The 22,478-nt window shown below is 63.6% G+C and carries 25 protein-coding genes and 4 pseudogenes; 20 read left to right on the top strand and 9 right to left on the bottom strand.

What is annotated here, in order from left to right; translation table 11 throughout:
* Positions 1-29 precede the first annotated feature (29 nt).
* The 8 genes from MKK62_RS23985 to MKK62_RS23950 all read left to right on the top strand — a co-directional run bounded on the left by MKK62_RS23985 (position 30) and on the right by MKK62_RS23950 (position 5,916).
* Complete coding sequence (locus MKK62_RS23985) at positions 30-374, top strand: hypothetical protein (RefSeq protein ID WP_240263404.1); 345 nt, start codon at positions 30-32, stop codon at positions 372-374.
* A 239-nt stretch (positions 375-613) separates the two neighbouring features.
* The gene (gene ftsZ / locus MKK62_RS23980; protein ID WP_240263963.1) at positions 614-1,765 is read left to right on the top strand and encodes a cell division protein FtsZ; all 1,152 of its coding nucleotides are present in this window, start codon (positions 614-616) and stop codon (positions 1,763-1,765) included.
* Positions 1,766-1,868: 103 nt separating this feature from the next.
* On the top strand, positions 1,869-2,576 hold the full coding sequence (pgeF, locus tag MKK62_RS23975; protein ID WP_240263405.1) for a peptidoglycan editing factor PgeF: 708 nt from the start codon (positions 1,869-1,871) through the stop codon (positions 2,574-2,576).
* Entirely contained in the window at positions 2,573-3,406 is an 834-nt protein-coding gene (locus MKK62_RS23970) for a YggS family pyridoxal phosphate enzyme (RefSeq protein ID WP_240263406.1), read from the top strand. Before pgeF ends, MKK62_RS23970 begins: the two co-directional genes overlap by 4 nt.
* Positions 3,407-3,427: 21 nt before the next feature.
* Entirely contained in the window at positions 3,428-4,066 is a 639-nt protein-coding gene (locus tag MKK62_RS23965; protein ID WP_240263407.1) for a cell division protein SepF, read from the top strand.
* Positions 4,067-4,172: 106 nt separating this feature from the next.
* Positions 4,173-4,463, top strand: a complete 291-nt coding sequence (locus MKK62_RS23960) for a YggT family protein (protein WP_240263408.1) — start codon at positions 4,173-4,175, stop codon at positions 4,461-4,463.
* Between the two features lie 235 nt (positions 4,464-4,698).
* Complete coding sequence (gene wag31 / locus MKK62_RS23955) at positions 4,699-5,514, top strand: DivIVA-like cell division protein Wag31 (RefSeq protein ID WP_240263409.1); 816 nt, start codon at positions 4,699-4,701, stop codon at positions 5,512-5,514.
* Between the two features lie 78 nt (positions 5,515-5,592).
* On the top strand, positions 5,593-5,916 hold the full coding sequence (locus MKK62_RS23950; RefSeq protein WP_240263410.1) for a DUF308 domain-containing protein: 324 nt from the start codon (positions 5,593-5,595) through the stop codon (positions 5,914-5,916).
* On the opposite strand, the pseudogene MKK62_RS23945 reads toward MKK62_RS23950, so the two are convergent.
* The 5 genes and pseudogenes from MKK62_RS23945 to MKK62_RS23925 form a co-directional block, all read right to left on the bottom strand.
* Positions 5,913-6,554 (bottom strand): annotated as a pseudogene (locus MKK62_RS23945) (phosphoribosyltransferase); the annotation flags it as partial. The gene MKK62_RS23950 and the pseudogene MKK62_RS23945 sit on opposite strands and share 4 nt — an antisense overlap.
* Before the next feature lie 114 nt (positions 6,555-6,668).
* Complete coding sequence (locus tag MKK62_RS23940) at positions 6,669-6,884, bottom strand: hypothetical protein (protein ID WP_240263411.1); 216 nt, start codon at positions 6,882-6,884, stop codon at positions 6,669-6,671.
* Positions 6,885-7,103: 219 nt separating this feature from the next.
* Positions 7,104-7,526: a tautomerase family protein gene (locus tag MKK62_RS23935; RefSeq protein ID WP_240263412.1), complete on the bottom strand. Its 423-nt coding sequence runs from the start codon at positions 7,524-7,526 to the stop codon at positions 7,104-7,106.
* Positions 7,527-7,906: 380 nt separating this feature from the next.
* The gene (locus MKK62_RS23930; protein WP_059087301.1) at positions 7,907-8,341 is read right to left on the bottom strand and encodes a type II toxin-antitoxin system VapC family toxin; all 435 of its coding nucleotides are present in this window, start codon (positions 8,339-8,341) and stop codon (positions 7,907-7,909) included.
* Positions 8,342-8,344: 3 nt separating this feature from the next.
* Positions 8,345-8,799 (bottom strand): annotated as a pseudogene (locus MKK62_RS23925) (type II toxin-antitoxin system Phd/YefM family antitoxin).
* A 408-nt stretch (positions 8,800-9,207) separates the two neighbouring features.
* Between MKK62_RS23925 and MKK62_RS23920 the strand changes: the two are divergent.
* The 3 genes from MKK62_RS23920 to MKK62_RS23910 are packed head-to-tail and all read left to right on the top strand — an operon-like array spanning position 9,208 to position 11,891.
* The gene (locus MKK62_RS23920) at positions 9,208-9,714 is read left to right on the top strand and encodes a hypothetical protein (protein WP_240263413.1); all 507 of its coding nucleotides are present in this window, start codon (positions 9,208-9,210) and stop codon (positions 9,712-9,714) included.
* A 22-nt stretch (positions 9,715-9,736) separates the two neighbouring features.
* A complete protein-coding gene (locus MKK62_RS23915) occupies positions 9,737-10,972 on the top strand; it encodes an IS256 family transposase (protein WP_046187329.1) in 1,236 nt (411 codons plus the stop codon).
* Positions 10,973-11,015: 43 nt separating this feature from the next.
* Complete coding sequence (locus tag MKK62_RS23910) at positions 11,016-11,891, top strand: integrase catalytic domain-containing protein (protein WP_240263414.1); 876 nt, start codon at positions 11,016-11,018, stop codon at positions 11,889-11,891.
* Between the two features lie 260 nt (positions 11,892-12,151).
* On the opposite strand, the gene MKK62_RS23905 is transcribed toward MKK62_RS23910, so the two are convergent.
* From MKK62_RS23905 to MKK62_RS23895, 3 genes and pseudogenes are all read right to left on the bottom strand, one after another.
* Positions 12,152-12,730 carry a carboxymuconolactone decarboxylase family protein gene (locus MKK62_RS23905; protein WP_036428816.1) on the bottom strand — a complete coding sequence of 193 codons (579 nt, stop codon included), beginning with the start codon at positions 12,728-12,730 and terminating at the stop codon, positions 12,152-12,154.
* Complete coding sequence (locus MKK62_RS23900; RefSeq protein ID WP_240263415.1) at positions 12,727-13,863, bottom strand: zinc-dependent alcohol dehydrogenase; 1,137 nt, start codon at positions 13,861-13,863, stop codon at positions 12,727-12,729. The genes MKK62_RS23905 and MKK62_RS23900 overlap by 4 nt, the downstream gene beginning before the upstream one ends.
* Positions 13,860-14,228 (bottom strand): annotated as a pseudogene (locus MKK62_RS23895) (acetyl-CoA acetyltransferase); the annotation flags it as partial. The gene MKK62_RS23900 and the pseudogene MKK62_RS23895, both read right to left, overlap by 4 nt.
* A 275-nt stretch (positions 14,229-14,503) precedes the next feature.
* On the opposite strand from MKK62_RS23895, the gene MKK62_RS23890 reads away from it, so the two are divergent.
* From MKK62_RS23890 to MKK62_RS23870, 5 genes and pseudogenes are all read left to right on the top strand, one after another.
* A complete protein-coding gene (locus MKK62_RS23890) occupies positions 14,504-15,028 on the top strand; it encodes a TetR/AcrR family transcriptional regulator (RefSeq protein ID WP_008256180.1) in 525 nt (174 codons plus the stop codon).
* 53 nt (positions 15,029-15,081) lie between these two features.
* Positions 15,082-15,519, top strand: coding sequence for a PaaI family thioesterase (locus tag MKK62_RS23885; RefSeq protein ID WP_046286743.1), 438 nt, complete (start codon positions 15,082-15,084; stop codon positions 15,517-15,519).
* Positions 15,519-16,430 (top strand): alpha/beta fold hydrolase, encoded by a 912-nt coding sequence (locus tag MKK62_RS23880; RefSeq protein WP_046286740.1) that lies wholly within the window; start codon positions 15,519-15,521, stop codon positions 16,428-16,430. Before MKK62_RS23885 ends, MKK62_RS23880 begins: the two co-directional genes overlap by 1 nt.
* A gap of 92 nt (positions 16,431-16,522) precedes the next feature.
* Positions 16,523-17,101 (top strand): TetR/AcrR family transcriptional regulator, encoded by a 579-nt coding sequence (locus tag MKK62_RS23875; protein ID WP_174682934.1) that lies wholly within the window; start codon positions 16,523-16,525, stop codon positions 17,099-17,101.
* Positions 17,102-17,248: 147 nt separating this feature from the next.
* Positions 17,249-17,673 (top strand): annotated as a pseudogene (locus MKK62_RS23870) (IS1380 family transposase); the annotation flags it as partial.
* Positions 17,674-17,741: 68 nt separating this feature from the next.
* Here MKK62_RS23870 and MKK62_RS23865 read toward each other — a convergent pair.
* Positions 17,742-18,707 (bottom strand): helix-turn-helix transcriptional regulator, encoded by a 966-nt coding sequence (locus tag MKK62_RS23865; RefSeq protein ID WP_059087303.1) that lies wholly within the window; start codon positions 18,705-18,707, stop codon positions 17,742-17,744.
* Between the two features lie 162 nt (positions 18,708-18,869).
* On the opposite strand from MKK62_RS23865, the gene MKK62_RS23860 reads away from it, so the two are divergent.
* The 4 genes from MKK62_RS23860 (at position 18,870) to MKK62_RS23845 (ending at position 22,473) form a co-directional block, all read left to right on the top strand.
* The gene (locus tag MKK62_RS23860) at positions 18,870-19,190 is read left to right on the top strand and encodes a 2Fe-2S iron-sulfur cluster-binding protein (RefSeq protein WP_012394830.1); all 321 of its coding nucleotides are present in this window, start codon (positions 18,870-18,872) and stop codon (positions 19,188-19,190) included.
* A 71-nt stretch (positions 19,191-19,261) separates the two neighbouring features.
* Positions 19,262-20,602 carry a cytochrome P450 gene (locus MKK62_RS23855; protein WP_046285458.1) on the top strand — a complete coding sequence of 447 codons (1,341 nt, stop codon included), beginning with the start codon at positions 19,262-19,264 and terminating at the stop codon, positions 20,600-20,602.
* Positions 20,599-21,801: an NAD(P)/FAD-dependent oxidoreductase gene (locus MKK62_RS23850; RefSeq protein WP_046285459.1), complete on the top strand. Its 1,203-nt coding sequence runs from the start codon at positions 20,599-20,601 to the stop codon at positions 21,799-21,801. The genes MKK62_RS23855 and MKK62_RS23850 overlap by 4 nt, the downstream gene beginning before the upstream one ends.
* Positions 21,802-22,062: 261 nt before the next feature.
* Positions 22,063-22,473, top strand: coding sequence for an SCP2 sterol-binding domain-containing protein (locus tag MKK62_RS23845; RefSeq protein ID WP_016889191.1), 411 nt, complete (start codon positions 22,063-22,065; stop codon positions 22,471-22,473).
* The last annotated feature ends 5 nt before the right edge of the window (positions 22,474-22,478 follow it).

Here is a 22,478-nt window from a genome sequence, read left to right as displayed (position 1 = left end):
ACCATCCGATTTCGCCGTAGATTCGGTCCGTGAGAAAAAACGTCGTCATCGTGCTGAGCCTTGCCGCCGCCGTGTCGTGCACGCCGCAGGCGCAAGCCGATCCCGGATCACAGATCGGCACCGCGACGATGCGGGTCAGCGGCGCCACCGGGCCGGTGACTATCCGCTATCAGATCAACGGCGGCCCGCAGACCACCGAAACCGGCGTGACGCTGCCGTGGGAAAAGCAATATCCCGTGTATGACGAAGTGTCGACCTCCGTCACCGCTGACGGTGGTGACGACGCCATCACCTGCACGATCACGATGGACGGCAAGTTGTTGTCGTTCAAGACCGAACCTCGGCCCACCTGCAGCTTCGCCTATTACGGCTAGCCCGCCGCGGCGCTGAAGGCTTTGTGCCGCAGGCGGTGACGCGCGGCAGAAGGCACGCCGGACAAATCGGCTGAAATTCGCCCGGCGTGTTTCGGCGCGCCTGCATCGATCCCACGCATGGCGGCCATACCGTTCTGTTTGCGCGAATCAACTTGACATAACTCTAACCCTTTACTAAAGGTTGAGGTTTGCCACCCGGTTCGCTTTCACGCAGTCCCACCAGGGAGGAAGACAGCATGATGACCCCGCCGCACAATTACTTGGCCGTCATCAAAGTCGTGGGTATCGGCGGCGGTGGTGTCAACGCCGTCAACCGCATGATCGAGCAAGGGCTCAAAGGCGTGGAGTTCATCGCCATCAACACTGACGCCCAGGCGCTGTTGATGAGCGATGCCGACGTCAAGCTCGACGTCGGTCGCGACTCCACCCGTGGTCTGGGTGCAGGTGCCGACCCCGAGGTCGGCAAGAAGGCCGCCGAGGACGCCAAAGACGAGATCGAGGAACTGCTGCGCGGGGCCGACATGGTCTTCGTCACGGCGGGTGAAGGCGGCGGAACGGGTACCGGCGGTGCCCCCGTCGTCGCCAGCATCGCGCGCAAGCTGGGCGCTCTGACCGTCGGCGTCGTCACCCGGCCGTTCTCCTTCGAGGGCAAGCGCCGCAGCAATCAGGCCGAAAACGGCATCTCGGCGCTGCGGGAAAGCTGTGACACGCTGATCGTCATCCCCAACGACCGCCTGCTGCAGATGGGTGACGCCGCGGTGTCGCTGATGGACGCGTTCCGCAGCGCCGACGAGGTACTGCTCAACGGTGTCCAAGGCATCACCGACCTGATCACCACTCCGGGGCTGATCAACGTCGACTTCGCCGACGTCAAGGGCGTGATGAGCGGCGCGGGCACCGCGCTGATGGGAATCGGGTCGGCCCGCGGCGACGGCCGGGCGTTGAAAGCCGCGGAGATCGCGATCAACTCGCCGCTGCTCGAGGCGTCGATGGAAGGCGCTCAGGGCGTGCTGCTCTCGGTCGCCGGCGGCAGCGACCTCGGGCTGTTCGAGATCAACGAGGCGGCGTCGCTGGTGCAGGACGCGGCCCACCAAGACGCCAACATCATCTTCGGGACGGTCATCGACGACTCGCTCGGCGACGAAGTGCGGGTGACAGTGATCGCCGCGGGCTTCGATGCCGCGGGTCCCGGTCGCAAGCCGGTCGTCGGCAACGCCGGTGCCCCGTCGACATCGGGCATCGTTGCGTCGGGCAAACACGGCAAGGTCAGCTCCAGCTTGTTCGAACCCGCCGACGCGGTCAGCGTCTCGGTGCCGACGAATGGCGCCACCTTCGACATCGGCGGTGGCGAGGATGACGATGTCGACGTGCCGCCGTTCATGCGGCGCTAGCCGGACGACGATGCAGGCCGCGACGCGGCGTGCGGAGGAGTGCGGCAATCAGCCGCAGCGGCACCACGCGATGGCGGCCTTGCTTCCGCCGGATACTGGACTGGTGAGTGTTCGCATCCGGCGGGTCAGCACGACCCGAGCCGGCGGTGTCTCGTCGCCGCCATTCGACAGCTTCAATCTCGGCGACCATGTCGGCGATGACCCGGCCGCCGTCGCCGCCAACCGCAAGCGGCTGGGTACGGCCATCGGCCTGGGTGCCGACCGGGTGGTCTGGATGAACCAGGTACATGGCGACCACATCGAGGTCGTCGACGGCCCACGCCCTGCTCCGCTCGACAACACCGACGGACTCGTCACGCGCACACCACGATTGGCGTTGGCGGTGGTGACCGCCGACTGCGTTCCCGTGCTTTTGGCCGATGCGCGGGCCGGTGTGGTCGCGGCCGTGCACGCCGGCCGGGTCGGAGCCCGCGACGGCGTGGTGGCTCGTGCCGTCGAAGCAATGGTCGGCCTCGGTGCCCACGAGCAGGACATCTCCGTGCTGCTGGGCCCGGCGGTCAGCGGGCGCAACTACGAAGTGCCAGCGGCGATGGCCGACGACGTCGAGGCAGCGTTGCCGGGCAGTCGCACCACCACCTCGGCGGGCACACCAGGCCTGGATCTGCGCGCCGGAATCGCCCGCCAACTCACGACATTGGGGGTGAGCGCGATCGACGTCGACCCGCGGTGCACGGTCGACGACACCGACCTGTTCAGCCATCGTCGTGGCGCCCCGACCGGACGCCTGGCCTCCGTGGTGTGGATGGAATGAGTGTGGCGCTCGACGAATCGACTCAGCCGGACCGAGAAAAGGAATTGACCGATTCTTTGTCGGCCGTCCGTTCACGGCTCGCCGCGGCCGCCAAAGCGGCCGGCCGCAAACTCGACGACATTCAACTCCTGCCTATTACCAAATTCTTTCCGGCAACCGATGTCGCGATTCTGTCGCGATTGGGATGCAGCGACTTCGGTGAATCCCGCGACCAGGAAGCGGCGGCCAAGGTCACCGACGTCGAGCGGTTGCTGGACCGCTCGGGGGAGGCGGATCGCGCTGCCGCTCAACGGCACTGGCACATGGTCGGCACCATCCAGCGCAACAAGGCCCGCTCGCTTGCCGGCTGGGCGCATACCGCGCACTCGGTCAGCAGCAGCCGCGTGGTGACCGTGCTCGATCGGGCCGTGGAGGGGGCGTTGGACGAGGGGCGACGGACCATACCGCTGCGCGTCTACGTCCAAATCAGCCTCGACGGTGATGTGTCGCGTGGCGGGGTTGACATCTCCGATACCGGCGCGGTCGACGAAATCTGCGCGCAAGTCGACGCCGCCGACGCATTGGAACTGGTTGGGCTGATGGGTATCCCGCCGCTGGATTGGGAGCCGGATCGCGCGTTCGCACGGCTGCAGTCGGAACATCAGCGGGTGCAACAGACTCACCCTGACGCGGTCGGATTGTCCGCCGGAATGTCGAACGACCTCGAGACGGCGGTCAAACACGGTTCGACGTGTGTGCGTGTCGGTACCGCATTGTTGGGTCAAAGGCCTCTATCGTCACCGTCAATAGTCACTCCAGTCACATCTTCATCACAGACACCGGAATCCTGAGAGCTGTAGAAGGGTCAAGCGATGAGCACATTGCACAAGGTCAAGGCTTACTTCGGGATGGCTCCCATGGAGGACTACGACGACGAGTACTACGACGACCACGGGCCGGGCCGGCCCAGCGGCTACCCGCGGCAGCGATTCGCCGACGACGGTTACGGCCGTTACGAGGGTCGCGAATACGACGATCCGCGCGGCGAACCCGCCGAGTACGGCGCCGGGAGCTACCGCGGTGGTTATGCCGACGAACCGCGTTTCCGCGGACCCGACTACGAGCGCAGCGACATGCCCCGATCCCGCTTCGGGTCGCTGCGTGGCTCTACCCGCGGTGCTCTGGCGATGGACCCACGCCGAATGGCGATGTTGTTCGACGAGAGCAGCCCGCTGTCGAAGATCACCACGCTGCGCCCGAAGGACTACAGCGAGGCCCGCACCATTGGTGAGCGGTTCCGCGACGGCACCCCGGTGATTATGGACCTGGTCTCGATGGACAACGCCGACGCAAAGCGGCTGGTCGACTTCGCCGCCGGCCTGGCCTTCGCGCTGCGCGGCTCATTCGACAAGGTGGCCACGAAGGTGTTCTTACTCTCGCCGGCCGACGTCGACGTCTCTCCCGAGGAGCGTCGACGCATCGCCGAGACCGGGTTTTACGCTTACCAATAGCCGCACGGCGGCTCGGAGCCCTAGCCGGTAGGCTGACTTCGCCCTGCTCGAATGCAGCGTGGGCTGTCGCCAAGGTCACATCTTCATCACTAAGGTCGGGCTGTCGTTGACGCTGTTAGTGCACATCATCGGTTTTGCGCTGTTCATCTTTTGGTTGTTGCTGATCGCGCGCGTGGTCGTTGAGTTCATTCGGTCGTTCAGCCGGGACTGGCACCCGCGCGGGCTGACCGTCGTGGTGCTGGAAATCATCCTGTCGGTCACCGATCCACCGGTAAACCTGCTGCGACGGCTGATCCCACAGCTCACGGTCGGTGCGGTGCGCTTCGACCTGTCCATCATGGTGCTGCTGCTGGTGGCCTTCATCGGCATGACCATGGCGCTGGACTACCACGCCTGAGGCGCCTCGGAGCGTGCCGGCGAAGGCAGTTTGCTGGGACGCGGATTCGAATCTCGTAAGAGGCCGAATTGTTACCTCTTAATCTTTGAAATTCGGTCTTAATTATTAGCCGATTCGGCAACCGGCGGGTCTGGTGTGACAGGATGGGCGGCAGTTGCAGCATGGCTACGACACCGTTCTACGCGTTCTACACTTTCCCGGTCGGTAGAACCGTCCACACCCAAGGGGGCTAAGAATGCCGCTGACACCCGCAGACGTCCACAATGTGGCGTTCAGCAAGCCGCCGATCGGCAAGCGTGGTTACAACGAGGATGAGGTCGACGCGTTCCTCGATCTGGTCGAGAACGAGCTGACACGGCTCATCGAGGAGAACTCCGACCTGCGCCAGCGCGTAGCCGAACTGGACCAGGAGCTGGCCAGCGCCCGTGCCGGCGGCGGCACCAGTGCGCAAGCCACTCAAACGATTCCGGTGTACGAGGCCGAGCCCGAGCCGGTCAAGCCGCCGCAGCCCGCTCCCGTCGCGGCACCTGCTGCCTCGCCGTCGCTAGGTGAAGAGCAGGCCATTAAGGCCGCCCGCGTGCTCAGCCTGGCGCAGGACACCGCCGACCGGCTGACCAGCACCGCCCAGGCAGAATCGGACAAGCTGCTGTCCGACGCCCGCGCCAACGCCGAGCAGATTGTCGGCGACGCCCGCCGCGAGGCCGAGACCACCGTCTCCGAGGCTCGTCAGCGTGCCGACGCTCTGCTGGCCGACGCGCAGACCCGGTCCGAGACCCAGTTGCGCCAGGCTCAGGAGAAGGCCGACGCCCTGCAGGCCGACGCCGAACGCAAGCACTCCGAGATCATGGGCACGATCAACCAGCAACGCACCGTGCTGGAAGGCCGGCTCGAGCAACTGCGCACCTTCGAGCGCGAATACCGCACCCGCCTCAAGACCTACCTGGAGTCTCAGCTCGAGGAATTGGGTCAGCGCGGATCCGCGGCGCCGGTCGATTCCAGCGCCAACAACGATTCAGCGGGATTCAACCAGTTCAATCGCGGTAATAACTAGGCCGGTCAGCGATACTGACCCCGGCTGTCGCTATCCTGCGCAGTTGGCAGTGTCGCCTTGTCGGCTGGAGGTTGATCGATGCTGATTATCTCGCTGGTGCTCGCGGTGATCGGCCTTGCCGCGCTCGTATTCGCCGTTATTACGAGCAACGAGCTGGTCGCGTGGGTGTGCATCGGCGCCAGCGTGCTCGGTGTGGTGCTGCTGATCGTCGACGCGCTGCAGGAACGGCAGCGTAGAGGGACGGGTTCGACGGCCAGCGATTCATCGACGCCCGACACACACGACGACGAGCCCGCCGCCGACTATCCAGACGACGCGGACGAGGAGTCCGAGGAGGCTTCGGCCCATCCGGATTCCGAGCACGCGGACGACAGCGTCAGCGACGATCACACCAAGCACTAGCGGCGCGGCGCGGACTGCAGCAGTTCGCGGACCTCGTCGTCGCTGACTTGAGTGAAGTCGGCGAACACCTGTCCTACCGCGCCGAAATCTTCGGGCATCGTCGCGCACACCACGTCGTCGGCCTCCTCGGCCAGTAGTTGGCACACCGACCGCGGGCCGACCGGCACAGCGGCAACGATCGCGGCCGGCTTGGCCGCCTCAAGGGCCCGCACCGCGGCAAGGATGCTTGCGCCAGTGGCGATGCCGTCATCCACCACGATCACGGTCCGGCCGCGCGGGTCGGCCGGCGGTCGTCCACCCCGGTAAGCCTGCTCGCGGCGATGCAGCTCGGCGGTCTCCCGATCGATGGCGCGGCGCACCTGGTCCTCGCCGATCTGCAGGTTGGCGACCACGCTGTCATTCATCACCACACCGCCGCCGCTGGCCACTGCGCCCATGGCCAGCTCGGGCCACTGCGGCACGCCGAGCTTGCGCACCACGAACACGTCGAGTTCGGCACCCAGCGCCGCGGCGACTTCCCAGCCGACCGGCACGCCGCCGCGGGCCAACCCGAGCACCAGCAGGTCGGCTTTCCCGCGGTATGACGCCAATTCCCCCGCGAGCACGCGTCCGGCGTCATGGCGGTCCCGGAAGGTGCGCATGTCTCGAGTGTGGACCCGTCAGCGCCGAGCCGCGCCGGAAGTGCAACTGCCGACAGGTTCACTCGGAAAAAGACGTCGCTGGTTGCACTTTCGCGATCCCTGGCGGTGCGCCTAGTCGGCCGGTTCGTCGGTTCCGTCCCTGGCGGCTTGGGCGTCGGAACGATCCTGTCCCGCAACCCGGCGGTATCTGGTGGCAGCCTCGTCATGAAGGTCGGAGTTACCTCCGAGCTTCCCGTCGGCGGCCCACTCGTGGCCTTGAGCTATCTGTTCGTTGAGGGTCGCCGCGCGGTCGTCGGCGTCCGCCCTGTCGCGCGCTGATTCCTGCATATCTATTACGCTACGCGCGCAATGCGGCCCGACCGATTCTCAGTCGGTCAGGTGTGATCGCGGCTTCGCCGCTCACCACACTTCCAGAACCAGTTCCGGCTCCGGTATCCGAACTGCCGGCGCCAGTCGAGGGCCGTGTTCATCTTTAAACGATGGTCCGACTAGGTCACACGGAGACGGTCCGTCGAGGTTGCTCCGCGCGGGGCAAAGCTGAAATCGTCACTGCGGGATGGAGTTTGGGTCGAGACGGTCGGCTGGTACCCCTCTCACATAGGTTGCCACCCCCAGGCCCATGGAGAAGTCCGCGGGCCCAACCGTCATGAGGTTGAAGAAGACGTCCTCGGGCCGCACTTGCAGCTTCTCCTCCAAGTCGTTCACGACAGCCTCGTAGAATTTGGCCTTTTGCTCCGGGGTCGCGACGTCGAGGAAAATCAGCTGGATAAAGATGCAGTTCTCGGACCTGTAGATGCCGAGATAGTCGGCGTCGAAGAAGAAGTTCTCCGCCTTGTGTTCGCTGATGGTCTGAAATCGATCCTCGGGTACGCCAAGGCATTTGATCATCTGGTCGTAGACGACATCGGCAATGGTACGGCGGTACTCCGCTGACTTGCCCTCGATGAGGTCGATACGGGCCAGAGGCATACAGTGCTCCTAACGGGGTTGGTGAAGGACCCGGGAGTTGCACCCGGAACTGATGTGGATGTCGACTACTTTCCGTGCCGTGCCAGTCATCCCCGGGCCGCTGGCGGTCAACTAAAACAAAAGCCCCGGCCCAAAGCCGGGGAATCTGTAACCCATGACGCGACTCATTCGTCACCTACGACTCGAATCATGACAACGCGGCTTCGCCACTCACCACACCCCGTCGGCTCGGAAATGAATGCAAGCATTCATTTCGCTCGCCTCCGTCGGGTGTCCGAGGGGGGACTTGGCCACTTACGACACGGGTTCTGACCTGGCGAATCGGTACCTGATCGTCATCCATGCCGGGGTCGACCCACCTCTGACGTCGAGCGGTCGGATTAGCGGTCGAGTTGGGCGGGGGCGAGTCGGCACCCGGCGGCTTGGGCTCCGGCGTGCAGGCGTCGGTCCCAAACGGCGACGATCAGGCCGGGGTCGCCGACTGCCAACGCGCTGGCCAGATGGACAGCGTCGGCTCCGCGCAAGGCATGGGCGCGGGCGAGGCGGCCGGCGTGCTGTTCAATTGTCGCGGTGAGTTCGACTGGGCGGGTGGCGGCCCAGAAGTCCTCCCAGTCACGCTCGGCAGCGGCGAGCTCGGATTCAGTTAGGTCGTGATTGCGGGCTGCTGCAGCGAGTGCGGCGCGGACTTCGGGGTAGGCCAGACGGCTGGACAATGCGGCGTCGCAGCCGTCCCATAGCGCGGACGCCAGCGAGCTCCCTGTCTCGGTGGTGAGAAGTTTGACGAGGGCGCTGGCGTCGAAGTAGACGAGCGGCACCGGTCAGCGCCGCTGGTCGCTGACCTGGTCAGACACCGGCCGCCGCGGCCTGGGCCGGGACCGTCCCGCAGCGACGGGCCGCTGCGCGGTGGCCCTGCCAATCACGCCTTCGGCCGTGAGACGCTCCAAGGTGCCTGCGCTGTCCAGCGCAGCGAGTCGCGCGACCGGAATCCCGCGGTCGGTGATGACGACCTCACCACCAGCCCGAACTCGATCGAGCCAATCGCTAAGGTGCGCGCGCAACTCGGTCACGGATACCTCCACACCGTGAACTGTACACTCGCTGAACCGTGATTTGTACATGTCACTCCTGAGTGTGGCAACGACGACCTGAGAGATTGACCTGCGCAAGCCGGAGGCGAGGTGGCAACGGGCCGGTACACCGATTCGTCCGCGGTGCTGGCGACGCCGAGACGGTCGATATCATGGTGGCTGGTGGCCTTCCGTCCAAGCTGCATCCGAAGGTGTTGCGGCGGAAGGTGTTTGCCGTCCCCGGTGGGACTTCGGCGCAGCTGGCGTTCGTGGTCAGCTGCATGGAGGCGGCAGCGCCTCGGTGTCGGACGCCGGGTCTAGCTTGCAGCAGCGGGCTCTTGAATTCTCTGCTTGAGGTGCTGTGTGCGGTGACTGCTGGCGATCGCCTTCATTGGCGTTCTGTTGCCAGCGACCCGATTGAACGACTCTCCCAGTAGTAACAGTTGGCCTGAGTCGCGAAGAACCTCGACATGCCTTGGATCGTATTCGTATGACGGAGCGTGCTTCAGCTGGCGGCTTGACTCACGAAAAGTGCCCGCGAAACGCCCTCGGTGCCTCACGTAAGAATGCCCGCGAAATGGTGATCGTCGTGGAGCATGGGAAGTGGGTTGTCGATGGCGTCTCGTGCCGAGGTCACCGCCAGGTACGCCAAGGCGTATGTGAGGGCTTCGAAGAAGGACCGGGGCCGGATTCTGGATCAGGTGGTCGAGGTGACCGGCTGGTCGCGTGATAACGCCCGCCGGCGGCTCACGGTAGCGGCCAGGCGCCCGCCGGGTGCGGGCCGCAGTGTCGCAAAACGGCCGCGCAAACCGCGCTCGCCGAAGTACAGCTATGACACCCGTAAGGTGCTGCAGAAGGTCTGGGCCGCCTCGGGTGGGCAGTGCGGCAAGTACCTGGCTGCTTCGATGGCCCTGCAGCTCGACGGGTTGGAGCGCCACGGCGAGTTGGTCTTTGGCCGTGACCGTTACAGCCCGACGGTGCGCGAGGAGCTGTTGGCGATGAGCGCGGCGTCAAGGGCGTGTCATTCCATCTGTGTAAGTCCGGGGTGGTCCAAGATCGGACCGCCGTTGGGGCGGACAGAAGGAGTGTTTTGTGACGAAGACCACGCAGTCGTCGGCTGAGGAGAAGTCGGCGGCGCGGCGGCTGGCCGAGACGTTTTCGGCGGAGACGCTGGATTCGCTGATCAAGGATGCGGTGAAGTCGGGCACTCCGATCGACGGCGCGGACGGTTTGCTCAATGAGTTGACTAAGGCGGTGCTGGAGCGCTCGCTGCAGACCGAGATGACTCATCATCTGGGCTATGAGTCCGGGGATCTGGCCGGGCGCGGGTCGGGCAATTCGCGCAACGGGTTCAGCTCGAAGACGGTGTCCACGGTCAACGGTCCAGTGGATATCTCCGTGCCGCGCGACCGCAACGGATCGTTCGAGCCGGCGATCGTGCCCAAGAAGACCCGCCGACTCAATAACATCAATTCCGTTGTGTTGTCGCTGTATTCGCGCGGGATGACCACCCGCGACATTGAAGCCCATCTGCAGGAGGTGTACGGGGCTGCCGTGTCGCGCGAGCTGATCTCTAATGTCACCGACGTCGTGGTCGATGAGATCAAGGCCTGGCAGTCCCGCCCGCTCGATGAGGTCTATCCCATCCTCTACATCGACGGGCTGCGGTTGCGCATCAAGGACAACGGGGTGGTCACGACCAAGGTGGCCTATCTGGCCATCGGGGTGGATCTGGAGGGCCGCAAACACGCCCTGGGGGTCTGGATCCAAGACTCCGAGGGCGCCAAATTCTGGCAGAAAGTCGTCATCGACCTGCGCAACCGCGGGGTGCGCGACATCCTGATCGCCTGCTGCGACGGGCTGACCGGGCTGCCTGATGCGATCCGCTCGACCTTTCCCGACACCGTGGTGCAGACCTGCGTGGTGCACGTCATCCGCAACGCCATGCGCTTCGTGTCCTACAAGGACCGCAAGAAGGTCGCGACCTCGATGCGCGCGATCTATGGCGCGTCGACCACCGAGGCCGCCGAGCTCGCGCTCAAAGAGTTCGACACCGCCTACGGGGCCCAATATCCTGGGGCAATCGACGTTTGGCGCAACGCCTGGCCAGAGTTCGTGCCGTTCCTGGATTATCCGGTGGAGCTGCGCAAGATCGTTTACACCACCAACGCCATCGAGTCGATCAACTTCCAGCTGCGCAAGATCACCAAAAACCGCGGCCATTTCCCCGACAAGGACGCCGCGATGAAGTTGCTGTATCTCGGATTGCGCAACATCTCCAGCGACAGAGGAGGATTCTCGGGCACCGGAACGTACAACTGGACTGTGGCATTGAACACACTCGCCAGACTGTTCCCGGGACGAATTCCGTTGTGTTAGACTACAATTCGTAGTCAAATCACCTCTGACTTACACAAAATTCGTGACAGGCTCGGCGTCAATCGACCGCTATCTGGCGCCGGTGAAAGCCAAAGACCAGATCAAGGGCAAGTCCACCACCAAGCCCTCGCCGCTGTTGCGCTCGTCGGTCAAGATTCGCAAGGCCACCGACGAAATCGAAGCTGCGCCAGGCTTTTTCGAAGGAGACACCGTCGCGCACTGCGGGCCGACGTTGAAGGGCGAGTTCGCCCGCACCCTCAACCTCACCGATGTGCACACCGGCTGGACTTTCACGCGGACCGTGCGCAACAACGCCCACACCCACATCCTGGCCGCCCTGAAAGCAGGTGTGCATGAAATACCGTATGAGGTAACTGGTTTGGACTTCGACAACGGCACCGAGTTCCTCAACAAAGCCGTCATCAAATGGGCCGGGCAGATGGAGATCTTCTTCACCCGCTCCCGGCCGTACAAGAAGAACGACCAGGCCACCATCGAGTCCAAGAACAACCATCTCGTCCGCAAGTACGGGTTCTACTACCGCTACGACACCGACGAGGAACGTGCGGTGCTCAACCGGCTCTGGCCTCTGGTCAACGACCGGCTCAACTACCTGACCCCCACCATCAAACCCATCGGCTACGCCAGCAGCGGTGACGGCCGGCGCCGCCGTCTCTACGACCAGCCCAAGACCCCACTGGACCGGCTACTGGCGGCCGGCGTCCTCTCACCAGCCCAAGAATCGGAGCTCCTGACCTACCGCGACAGCCTGAACCCGGCCGCGATGGGACGCCAGATCGCCGACCTGCAGAACCGACTTCTCCAGCTGGCCAAGGAGAAAACCGAACAGCTCTACCTCGCCAGCATCCCCACCGCCCTACCCGACACCCGCAAAGGCATCCGGATCAAGGCCTCCTGACCCAACGCCGTTTCGCGGGCATTCTTACCTGAGGCATGGATCAGATTTCGCGGGCATCTTGATCTGAGGCATCACGGCTGGTGTAGGCGTCCCAGAACAGTTGGCTCCACATGTTTAGTTGGTGGCATTACCCCGAGACCGTGGCTATGAGACCGAAATCACAACTACCCGTTTGAAATTCAATAGCCCACAACTGACTAGGAACATAAGGGGTAACCGAGCTTCAACTTGGGTGCGACTGCTGAACAACCGGTTTTTACTCAATCGTCACGTCGAGGGGCTCGCCCATCGGGCGGCCAGGAGTCGGTACCCGACTCAAGCGGAATATTCAAGGATCGAAGCAGGATCGAAAAGAGCCGCCAATTGGCGATCGCTCCGACAAGTTCGACCAAAACCGCGTGATCGCCATTGAATGCCTTGTGGCACGCGGCCCAGTTTTCCTCGGCAATGACCCCGTCACGTACCACATCATCGGTCGCCGCCAGGACTGCACGCTCGGCATGGCCCAGACGATTGGAACTTTGCCAGTCACGCACCGCCAGAAGGTCATCCGAAGCCACACCGAGCAGCGTCGCGATTCGCCAATGCTGTGTCCACTCATATACCGACCCCGTTACCCAGCCGATGCGCATGATGATCAATTCGCGTAGCCGGGCGTCGAGCACACCGTTAAATAGCAGCGCCTCGAGCATTCCGTACAGGGCCACTGCGAGGCTCGGCTGGTGAAGTGCCACGCGAAATACTGACAGTTCTGCCATCTCTTCGGGCAGCCCACACTCGGCAGCCCGCAGCCGGGCCTGCTCAAGGTCGAGCATCGGTACGCGTTCCGTCCTCGTCACGTGACCTTTCTCTGTTGAAGCTCCGCATGCTGTGAGGGCGTGGGCACGAAGACGTTGTGCAGGGCCGCACTCGATTTGGCATTTTCATCTGCAAGCGAACTGAGCAGCGGCGCGAGACCAGCGAATCCGGTTGATTCTCTTGTGATCCGGTCGAACGGCCAGCGGCGCGTGGCCAGAATCTCGAGGGCTGCCCGGTAGGCGGGATACTCCACGCCGAGTGCACCGGAGATGTGTAATTCCTTATACACCAGCGTGTCTGGTTCAAAGCCGGGCGCGCCGCCTCCGCCGCGGGTGCCGGCAACCACGACCGTGCCGCCAGGCCTGGCAAGGGCGACGGCGTCGGCGAACGCGGAGGGTGCTTTGGCGGTGACATCGACGACCACGTCGGCAAGCTGTCCGCCTGTCTCACGCTGGAGCGCTGTCACTGCATCGTCCTGCGATACGTCGATGGGCAGGTCGACACCGAATGATCTGGCTATGGCCAGTCGCTGATCGTCGCGTGGACCGATGCCGGTCATCGCGACGAAAGCGGCTCCCGCCTCGTTCGCCGCCACCGCCGCGCAGATCCCGCGGATGCCCGGTCCCAGTATCGCTACGATACCCCCCGCCTTGGTGTCGGGAAGAGTTTTCCCCCATTGGATACCGGCCCCGAGAGGGTTGAACAACGTGGCGAGAACGGGGTCCATGTCTTCGGCAATCGGGAGTAGCATCGCGTCCCACGGAAGCTCCACATGGGTGGCGTATCCGCCCCATAACCCGGCGCCGATCTCCACGTCGACGAACCCGAACATGGTGGCGATGCCGTTCACCGCACATCGCCGGTATTCGCCGCGGCGACACTCCGGGCAGTCTCGGCAGGACCGGAACACCTCGACGGCCACGCGCTGGCCGGCCTGGACGCACAAGCGTTCGCTGGCCGCATTGCCGACATGTTCGACGATGCCGACGATTTCGTGACCTGGAACGAATGAGAAGCCGGCAGGCAGGTGTCCGGTGAATTGTTCGTGATCTGTACCGCATAGACCACATGCTTCAACTCGCAGGATCGCACCGCGGTCACCGACGTCGGGGATGGTCATCTGGCGCCGCTCCAGATTCCGCGGTCCGGTCAACACCATGGCCTCGGCGATCATGGAAGCTCGAATCCCGTGGACGACCCTGTGTTTCGGAGGCAAACCGTTCTGCCAACGTACATCTCGCCCGCCATCGCCTCGGCAATCTGCGGATCGTCGCTGCGTGCGACGACTCTTCGCCCGTCGGACAGGTGCGCGATGATCGGTGTCCATCGAGGTCGCCCGTCTCGGTCGTATTCGACCGTGTACCCGTCCACTGTCGCGCGACCGGTCGCCTCGTCGACGCCTGCGACGGCCAGCCGCGATGAATCGATCTGAGCTTGTTCGTCTGCCGTGTCGATCAGTCGCCACCCGGTTGGTGGAGGGGTGGCCGACCACACACCGACCGAATGTTTCGTCGAATACCAACCGAGGCCGGTGACGACGTCGTCCCCGCGATGGGTTACTTCGCCTACGCCGACCACCACCGGAGTACGCGCTTCTACCGACAATCGATCACTCGCTCAGGGCCACGGGCTGTTGTGAGACACGAATGCGATGGTGTCATATCTGCAGTCAAGCCACAATGGTGTGCGCCCGCGGCATACTGGCTGTTGTGTCGACGAAGTTGGTGCGATGGGGTGCCGCCGCGCCGTCAGATCGTGGTTCCGCTCGCGACCGATTGCTAGATGCTGCCGAGCGGTGCCTAGAGAGTTGCGGCGTGGTAGGCACGACCATGGAGGACATCGGCAGAACAGCGGGTGTCTCCAGGGCAACGGTGTATCGCTACTTCCCTAATCGGGAGGCGGTGATGTCGGGCGTCATCATTCGCGCCGCCGAGCGCTATCTCGATCGCATCAACCCCCGGATCGCGGAGCATACCGATCTGGGCTCCGCTCTCGTCGATTTCGTGGAATACACAGTTGAGGCCGCGCGCCGCGAAGAGATCATCGGATTGTTGTTCGGCAGCGACGAGGAACTCGCCGGCGTTGGCCTCGCGGCGGGGACCTCGACGTCACTCTTCGAACTCGTCACCGAGTTTCTCCGTCCCATCTTCAGGAGACACTGGAGTTACGTAGAACCGGGCGTCTCCGTCGACGACGCCGCCGAGTGGGTTCTCCGCACGATACTGAGCCTGCTGACTGTTCGAGGACCGCGGGAGCGCAGTCGTGACGGGCTCCGGACATTTCTTTCAAGGTTTCTCCTTCCCGCAATCCTGGCGAGCGACCATTGTCGACCGATGTGACAGACAAGGCGTAATGTCTCAACCACAGCTGAGGTAGGAGGCCGGACATGTCTGTGCAGTTCACCACGTTCAACCAGCAGGTCGCTGAACAACTGCAGAGCGCAGCAGAAACCACGGGCGGGTTGGCCGGTTACCTCGGCTTCCGGCACACTGACTTCACTGCTGGACGGCTCGTCGCGGAGATGGACGCACGCGACGACCTGAAGACGCCTTTCGGCAACTTGCATGGCGGCTGCTTGTCGGCCATGGTCGACCATTGCCTTGGAGTGGTGTTTTATCCCGTGATTCCGATGGGATCCTGGGTCGCGACGACGGAGTTCAAACTGAATTTGCTTCGTCCAGTTTCCAGCGGAACCTGTGTAGCCACGGCTGAGATCATCTCGCTGGGCAGAACCAGCGGTGTGGCACGTATCGACATCTGCAACGACGGCAGAGCGGTGTGTGCGGCGCAGGGCACCGTCACCGTCGTCGCACCGAAGGCCATCTCTTGATGTCTGCAAACAGAGCACATGATTTGTCCGCTCCTGTCGTCGAGCGCGTGCCCACGGTGGATGGGCTCTCGCTGGCGGTCGACTTCTACCGCTGTGACGGACCGCGGGCGGTCGTGTTGCTCCTTCACGGCGGTGGTCAGAGCCGGCACGCCTGGGATGTCACCGCCCAACGATTGCATCAGCGGGGCTACACCGTTGCCGCCTACGACGCAAGGGGACATGGTGACAGCGACTGGGATCCAGACGGACGCTATGACATCGAACGGCTGGGGTCCGACCTGTTGGCCGTGCGCGCGTACGCCGGCTCCGCCCGCCCAGTTGCCGCGATCGGGGCATCGTTGGGCGGTTTGACCATCCTCGGCACGCACTTGCTCGCCCCATCGGAGCTATGGCAGGCCGTCGTCCTGGTTGACATCACTCCGCGAATGCAGATGCACGGCGCCCGCCGAGTCCTATCGTTCATGTCGGCCCATCCCGAAGGTTTCGACAGCCTAGAGTCGGCCGCTGACGTGATCGCCGCCTACAACCCGCACCGCCCTCGCCCCGAAAACGTCGACGGCCTTCAAAAAGTCCTCCGCCGACGTGGAGACGGTCGCTGGGCCTGGCGATGGGATCCGGCGTTTGCGACGTCGAATTTTCAGTTCCTGCAGAGTGATTCAGACGACGGCGCAGAGGAGTTCGAGATGATGAGCGCATTCCTTGTCGATGGCGCGCGACAGGTGTCCGCGCCGGCGCTGCTGGTCCGCGGCCTGCTGTCGGACATAGTCTCCGAAGAGACAGTGAAGGATTTCCTCACCTTGGTTCCCCACGCGCAAACCGTTGACGTGTCAGGCGCGGGCCACATGGTTGCTGGCGACAACAACGACGCATTCTCGACGGCGGTCGTCGACTTTCTCGACCGTACCGTTTGACGCCAGTCGTCGGGCTGCGCGGGAGATCCCAGTTCGCCACCTATTCTGCTCGTATGCCAACTGATTCGGCGCGGATGTCGTTTCGCCGACATATCCGCGAGCAGGTCTTGAGGGCGACACGGGAACTCACCATTGAGAAGGGCTGGGAACAAGTCCGAGTGAGTGAGGTCGCCGAACTTGTCGGCGTCTCCCGACCGACGCTATACAAGGAGTTCGGCGATAAGCAGGGACTTGGTGACGCGCTCGTGGTGGCCGAGGGTCAGCGCTTCCTGGAGGGTATCCACGCCATTCTCGCCGAACACACCGGCGACGTTCAGGGCGGCATCACCGCAGCGGTGCGGTTCACCCTGCGTGAAGCAGAAGCCAGTCCGCTCCTGAAGTCGGTGCTGACGTCCAACCACTCAGGGGATGATCGCGCCGGTGCGCCGACGACGGGCGTTCTTCCTCTCCTGCCGACATCGGCGTCCCTGCTCCAGCTCTCCTCCGCGGCTTTGGTCGCGTGGTTTCACGACCACTTCGCCGATCTCGACTCCGAAGACGTCGAGGAGGTCGCAGACGTTCTGGTGCGGCTCACCGTGAGTCACGTCGTTCTTCCCTCCGCGGACATCGCCACCACGGGTGCGCGGATCTCGCGGGTGGCGCTCCGCTACCTCGGCGTTGGCTATAGATAGCTGTGACTTGAGCGGTCTTGGCCTCGATCCACTGACAATGGACTGTTTGTCGGGGTGTCGGGATAAGGAAAGTGCGTTCTGAGCTGGGAAGATTGATATTGTTCAGGCAACAATCGGTCCAGTTCGAGAACGGCACTTCCGGCGCGAGTGTCCCACACGTTCACCCCGCGGTCCGATGTGTTCGATGAGGATATCTGGTGTCGTGCGCGGGCCTGGTGCCGGTGATGGCGCTGGCTGAGCAGGCAGGCCTATCGGAGTTGTTGGCCAACAAGATTCACATCGCAGCTCCCAGGGTCAAGTCGAGGTCGGCCAATCCGGCTCCGAAACTGGCCACCCTGATCGCGAGCATGTAAGCGGGCGCGGATTACATCGATGATGTCGACCTGGTCCGCGCTGGCGGCATAAATCCCTTTTTCCGCCGGGTGTATCCCCCGTCAACGATGGGAACGCTGTTGCGGGAGTTCACTTTCGGTCATGCCCGCCAATTGGATTCGGTGCTGGCCGAGCATCTGGCCGGCTTGTGTGACCGGGTGAATCTGCTGCCCGGCGCGCAGGCTCGGGCCTCCATCGAACACCCGGGGAGAGGCGACGCTGCAGAAAGACGCCGCAAAGGTCGGATCTCCGGACCCGCCGGGACAGCTCAATGTGGTGAGAGCCGGAACTCGCTCGGAGAGCGGCCGGTCCATCGCTTGAAGGCGTGTGAGAAGTTGGCGAGGTCGCTGTATCCGAGATCCGTGGCTATCTCACTCACCGATAGGGATCGGTCGAGTAGCTGCAGCATCGCGCGCTCGCGCAGGAATGCTTGGCGCAACTCGCGAAAGGTGGTCTCCTCTTCGGAGAGGCGCCGCTTGAGTGTGCTGGTGGACATTGACAGCTCATGTGCGAACCAATGTTTACTTCGGCGTCCGGGCTCCTTCTGCAGCAGCCGTCTCACCTTCTCCGAGAACGACGTGGTTTCGCTCCGCTGGTCGAGAGTTCGCTGCAGATCGACGATGGCGAGTCGGTATGCGACGGGATCGGAGAACCGGCACACCTCGTTGAGCGTGTCCGCGGGAACATGGAGGAAGGACATCGGAGCGTCGAAGAACAGGCGCCCGGCGGTAAGGTCGTCCTCGCGATCTTTCAAGGCGGCGGGCGCTGGCCAACTCAAGTGGAGTGTGAGGGTCGGCGCCGCACGGACGAGCATGTCCAGCAGTCGCAACAACGCCAACCCGGCGTACGTGACGGCGAGGCAGTCCAGGGCCCGATCGCTGGTGTGTCCCCAGAGCCCGACGGTGAGGCCTTGGTCATCTGGATGAAACTGTGCTTTGACAGCCGTCGTGATCAACGGCAGATAAGTCAGCAGCTCTACGATCTCGGCCACTGAGCCCGCGCTGACCAGCGGAACACTCAGCGGGCCGAAGGACGTCAACTGTGCCTGTTCGGCTAACGCAAATCCGAGCAGCGTTGCCTGATCGATGTCTAGACCGGGGTACGCCTCACGAAACCACCGTAACGGGGCCTGGACATCACGCTGAATCAGCGTCGCCTCGTCGGTTCCTTCGCGAGCCATGATGTTGCGAAGCCGCGCGACGGCGTCTGGGTCAAACGCCGGGCTCTCGAGCATTTGCACGAATGCGAGTGGGGGCACACCCGCGTCATTGGGGTTCACTGACCATGGCCCCTTTGAGCCGAAATCACAAGTTTCTGACTCCGGCGAACATAGCCGCAGCGCTCATCTGGCGCAAGACTTGTGTCAAGTAACTGAGGACACGCAAGGAGCCTGGCTATGGCAGTTGTCACATTTGTCTCCCACGGCGGCGAGAAGTATGAGGCGCCTCTCGAGGAAGGTCAGTCACTGATGCGGGTCGCGACCAACAATGCGGTGCCCGGCATCGACGGCGACTGCGGAGGCGAAGCCGCGTGCGGCACCTGCCATGTGATCGTCGATCCGCAATGGTCCGATCGGGTCGGCCTCTCCGGGGCCAATGAAGAGGAGATGCTCGCGATGAACCCCGAGCGTCAGCCGACCTCCCGGCTGTCCTGCCAGATGCAGGTCTCTGAGGCGTGGGACGGTTTGATCGTCCATCTGCCCGAGTTCCAACTGTGATGACGAAAGAGAGGTGAGACGTGAGCAATATTCGCGAGGCAGTCACTGCCAAGGCTCAGGCAACAATTCCGATGGACCGAATAATCCAGGGCGCCCACCTCTACGACAGAACGCGGCGCTGGGTCACCGGCACCAACGGTGAAAAAATCTTCATCGAGCGACCGATCCCGCCGGCTGACGAGGTTGAACTGACCGACATCGACCTTAGCAATCCTTTCCTCTATCGTCAGGGTCGCTGGAAGTCCTATTACGAGCGCCTACGCAACGAGGCTCCCGTGCACTATCAGGCCCACAGCGCGTTCGGCCCGTTCTGGTCGGTGACGCGGCATGCCGACATCGTGGCCGTCGACAAGAACCACGAGGTCTTCTCCTCCGAGCCGTTCATCGTCATCGGGAGCCCGCCGCGCTTCCTCGACATTGCGATGTTCATCGCGATGGACCCCCCGAAACACGACCGGCAACGGCAGGCTGTCCAGGGTGTGGTCGCACCGAAGAACCTGCGTGAGATGGAGGGCCTCATCCGCGAGCGGGTGGTAGACGTGCTCGACGCTCTGCCGCTTGGCGAACCGTTCAACTGGGTGCAGCACGTCTCGATCGAGCTAACCGCGCGCATGCTGGCCACGCTGCTGGACTTCCCGTACGAGCAGCGGCGCAAGCTCGTCCAATGGTCCGATCTCGCCACCTCCATGGAGCAAGCCAACGGTGGGCCCTCGGACAACGACGAGATATTTCGCGGCATGGTCGATATGGCTAGAGGTCTCAGCGCTCACTGGCGGGACAAGGCAGCCCGGAAAGCTGCCGGAGAGCTGCCCGGCTTCGATCTGATCACCATGTTGCAGAGCGACGAGAGCACCAAGGACCTGATCGATCGCCCGATGGAGTTCTTGGGCAACTTGGTATTGCTGATCGTGGGTGGCAACGATACGACCCGCAATTCCATGAGCGGTGGTGTTCTGGCGCTGAACGAGTTCCCTGACCAGTTTGAGAAGCTGAAGGCGAACCCCGAGCTGATCCCCAACATGGTCTCGGAGATCATCCGGTGGCAAACCCCGCTCGCGCATATGCGCCGGATCGCCAAGGCCGACACTGTGCTCAACGGGCAGTTCATCCGCAAGGGCGATAAGGTCCTGATGTGGTACGCCTCGGGCAACCGCGACGAGCGCGTGTTCGATCGGCCCGATGACCTGATTATCGACCGGGCCAACGCCCGTAACCACATCTCCTTCGGTTTCGGCGTGCACCGCTGTATGGGTAACCGGCTGGCCGAGATGCAGTTGCGGATCCTGTGGGAGGAGCTGCTTCCGCGGTTCGAGAACATCGAGGTCGTCGGTGAGCCCGAGTACGTGCAGTCCAACTTCGTGAGGGGGATCAGTAAGCTGATGGTCCGCCTCATCCCGAAAGGTGGCGCATGACCGTGCAGCGAGCGGTCATCGCGGGGGCCAGCCACGCGGGCACCCAGCTCGCCGCCAGTCTTCGCCGAGAAGGGTGGGACGGCGAGATCGTCCTCGTCGGCGATGAGTCGGCGTTGCCCTACCAGCGGCCCCCGCTGTCCAAGTCGTACCTGGCCGACAAATGCGAACTGGCCGAACTCGCGATCCGCAACTCGGATTTCTACGCCAAGCAGCGGATCCGACTCCTGGATGCGACGGTGGCGGCGATCGACCGCTCGGCTGGTCATGTCGTGCTGAGTACCGGCGACGCACTGCCCTACGACAAGCTCGCGCTGTGCACTGGCGCCCGGCCTCGTCGGCTCCCCACCCCGGGAGCGGACCTGGCCGGAGTCTTCTACCTACGCACCGCCGCGGACGGCGAGATGATCCGAGAGGCCGCCGGCCCCGGGCGTCGGGCGGTGATCGTGGGCGGCGGCTACATCGGACTGGAGACAGCCGCCTCGTTGCGTGCACTGGGTCTGGAGGTCACCCTGCTCGAGGCGACCGGGCGCGTCCTTGAACGGGTCACCGCCCCGGAGGTATCGGAGTTCTTCGACCGGATCCACCGGGAGGAGGGCGTCAACATCCGGACGGGCACGCTGGTCGAGGCTCTGTCCGGCGACGGCAGGGTCCGCGAAGTAATCCTGGCCAGTGGCGAATCAATTCCCGCCGACCTCGTCATTGTCGGCATCGGCGTGGAGCCGAACACCGAGCTCGCCGCCACCGCGGGCCTGGTCGTCGACAACGGCGTCGTGATCGACGATCGGGCCCGGACTAGCGACCCCGACATCGTGGCCGCCGGGGACTGCGCCAGCCACGACATGGCCCGTTACGGCCGTCGCATCCGCCTGGAGTCCGTGCCGAGCGCGGCCGAGCAGGCCAAGGTCGCCGCCGCGACCGTCTGTGGGAAGTCCAAGAAGATTGCGGCCCTTCCATGGTTCTGGTCAGATCAATACGACCTCAAGCTCCAGATCGCCGGTCTCAACACCGGGTACGACGAGGTCGTCCTCAGCGGCGACCCGACCCGGGACCGCGACTTCACCTGCTTCTACCTCCGTGCCGGCGAGCTCATTGCCGCCGACTGCATCAACCGTCCCCGCGACTTCATGTTCAGCAAGCGGGTCATCACGCAGCAAGTCGCCGTCGAACGGGCCGAACTGGTGCTCGCCGGCTCGGACTGAGGTGCCGGCGGTGCGTAGGCGGTGGGAACGACGACGGCGGATGCGACGCGTGTCTTGGAGAGGTACTTCAGTGACAATTGCCATCCAGCCCCGCTGGCAAAGGAACGCTAGCGGCTGCCCGGCGGTCGCCTTGGCGCAGCGCATCAGGACCTAGTGGGGTTTCCCAACGAGCATGACGATTCTATCCGGAGGAGCAGCGTCAGAAGTCGGTGCCTGTTCTGTTCTGTTCTGTTCTGACAATGAGGTTAGTTGAGGTTGACGGTGGCGGTATTTAGGGACGAGGACGAGGTCTATGCCTTCCTGGGCGGGATCTTTCGGCGGGGTTTGGAGAAGGAAGGTCTGGCGGACAAGCTCGCGAATTCGGGTGTGGTGTTGCGGGTGCATTACACAGATCCGGATGCGGTTGTGACGGTGGACATGCCGAACAAGGTGGTGGAGACCGGAGCGGCCAGTACCGCGGTGCCCAACGTGGAGTTGTTCATGTCGGCAGACACGGGGAACAAGTTCTGGTTGGGGAAGGTGAACTTGACGATGGCGATGGCCAAGGGAACGGTACGTGCGAAAGGTCCGGTGCCGAAGTTGATCAAGTTGATCCCGCAGGCCAAGAACCTGTTCCCCGAGTACCGGTTGATGCTGGAGAGCCAGAATCGGCAGGACCTCATCGATGCGTGACCCTC

The organism is Mycobacterium paraterrae (assembly GCF_022430545.2).
In the GTDB taxonomy this organism is placed as follows: Bacteria; Actinomycetota; Actinomycetes; order Mycobacteriales; family Mycobacteriaceae; genus Mycobacterium; species Mycobacterium paraterrae.
Note: the sequence above shows the minus strand (reverse complement) of the source record. Positions and strands in the feature narration are given on the sequence as shown.

Coding starts and splice junctions, on each gene's coding strand:
- ftsZ (WP_240263963.1), top strand. CDS start 614: ATGACCCCGCCGCACAATTACTTGGCCGTCATCAAAGTCGTGGGTATC.
- MKK62_RS23970 (WP_240263406.1), top strand. CDS start 2,573: ATGAGTGTGGCGCTCGACGAATCGACTCAGCCGGACCGAGAAAAGGAA.
- MKK62_RS23965 (WP_240263407.1), top strand. CDS start 3,428: ATGAGCACATTGCACAAGGTCAAGGCTTACTTCGGGATGGCTCCCATG.
- wag31 (WP_240263409.1), top strand. CDS start 4,699: ATGCCGCTGACACCCGCAGACGTCCACAATGTGGCGTTCAGCAAGCCG.
- MKK62_RS23950 (WP_240263410.1), top strand. CDS start 5,593: ATGCTGATTATCTCGCTGGTGCTCGCGGTGATCGGCCTTGCCGCGCTC.
- MKK62_RS23940 (WP_240263411.1), bottom strand. CDS start 6,884: ATGCAGGAATCAGCGCGCGACAGGGCGGACGCCGACGACCGCGCGGCG.
- MKK62_RS23935 (WP_240263412.1), bottom strand. CDS start 7,526: ATGCCTCTGGCCCGTATCGACCTCATCGAGGGCAAGTCAGCGGAGTAC.
- MKK62_RS23920 (WP_240263413.1), top strand. CDS start 9,208: ATGGCGTCTCGTGCCGAGGTCACCGCCAGGTACGCCAAGGCGTATGTG.
- MKK62_RS23900 (WP_240263415.1), bottom strand. CDS start 13,863: ATGATCGCCGAGGCCATGGTGTTGACCGGACCGCGGAATCTGGAGCGG.
- MKK62_RS23880 (WP_046286740.1), top strand. CDS start 15,519: ATGTCTGCAAACAGAGCACATGATTTGTCCGCTCCTGTCGTCGAGCGC.
- MKK62_RS23865 (WP_059087303.1), bottom strand. CDS start 18,707: ATGCTCGAGAGCCCGGCGTTTGACCCAGACGCCGTCGCGCGGCTTCGC.
- MKK62_RS23860 (WP_012394830.1), top strand. CDS start 18,870: ATGGCAGTTGTCACATTTGTCTCCCACGGCGGCGAGAAGTATGAGGCG.
- MKK62_RS23855 (WP_046285458.1), top strand. CDS start 19,262: ATGGACCGAATAATCCAGGGCGCCCACCTCTACGACAGAACGCGGCGC.
- MKK62_RS23850 (WP_046285459.1), top strand. CDS start 20,599: ATGACCGTGCAGCGAGCGGTCATCGCGGGGGCCAGCCACGCGGGCACC.